Here is a 1,382-nt window from a genome sequence, read left to right as displayed (position 1 = left end):
GTGATTGGGGTTGGAGCTGTGATAGTCGCATTTAATGCAGGAGTAATCACACATCCTAAAGAATCTGTAATGGTAATCACATGAGCGCCTACGGGTACGTTATTAAAGGTAGTCGTAGTAGCACCGGTAGTTACAACTTGCGTGCCTGCATCTAAATTATAGGTGTATGGACCAACGCCACCGGTAACGGTAACGGTAATAGAACCTTCGTCACCAGCACAATCCGGATCTACAACACTAGTACTCCCGCCTAATGGCACAAGAGCATTGACATCGATCGGAGTGGAGGTCGCTTGACATCCTTCTGCATCGGTTACTCTAATTTCATAGGTTCCTGCTACACTGGTTGTATAAGGAGAACCGCCTGTGTAGTTGTTGTCGATCACAACACTGTCTCTAATGATTTCTATAACATTAGAACCATTTCCTCCTGTAATAGTAAACGCAATGGTAGCATCAGGACTGGCACTACAATCTAAATCCTTGGTTAAAGAGGCGGTAATGGTTAACTGTGGCTCGATATCAAAAGTAACCGCTCCTGATGGACAGTTATTACTGTCTGAAACAGTAACACTATAACTCCCTGGGGTTAATCCTGGAATCTCAAATGTGTTGGCTGGATTAGGTGGAGAGGCTAAAAAGGTGATTGCAACCGGAGCCCCGCCATTTAAACTATAGGTATACGGACCAACGCCACCAGTAATGGTAATCCATTGACTCGCCTGATCAGTAGTATCATAACACGCATCACCACCAGTAGCTAATGCAATGGTAGGGGATAGTGTTTGGGTAACTGTCACCGTATCACTAAACTCACAAGCAGCAGCGCTATTACCGTCTCGAACAAAAACAGTATAGGTGTCTGGACCAAGATTCGTAAATACATTAGAACTTTGGTAGGCCACTACTTCAGTCCCGCCGCTATTTACTAATCGGTATTCATAACCACCTCGGCCGCCTGTAGCAGTAACAGTAATGGTTCCGGTATTGGCACCACAATCTGCCTCATCAACTACAGCAGTAAATCCTAATACTGCAGGTTCGGTAATGACTACAGTATCAGTAGCAGTACAACTCGTAGTGTTGTCAGTAACGGTGATCGTATAAGTTCCTGCTCCAAGACCCGTAATCGGTGTAGGAGTGGTGTTGATTGGACCACCGGTGATAGATCCGGTAATACTACCTCCAGTAATTGTATAACTATAAGTGGTCGCCGTTAAATCAATATCTGTAATAGTAAAGGATAAGGATCCATCGGTATCACCATTACACGTAGGCTCTGATGTAGCTGATCCTGTAACGGCTATAAAATCAATATTGTTAATCGTGAAATCTTCAGAATAAATACATCCATCAGTAGTCGTTCTGGCCTCAAAGGTATA

Annotated in this window: 1 protein-coding gene; it reads right to left on the bottom strand. The window is 43.9% G+C overall.

The window, feature by feature from the left end:
* Positions 1 to 1,382 (bottom strand): SprB repeat-containing protein (locus U0D62_RS25455; RefSeq protein WP_463428673.1); only part of this gene is annotated, 1,382 nt, incomplete at both ends.

The sequence above is a fragment of the Aquimarina callyspongiae genome (assembly GCF_034322225.1).
GTDB lineage: Bacteria > Bacteroidota > Bacteroidia > Flavobacteriales > Flavobacteriaceae > Aquimarina.
Note: the sequence above shows the minus strand (reverse complement) of the source record. Positions and strands in the feature narration are given on the sequence as shown.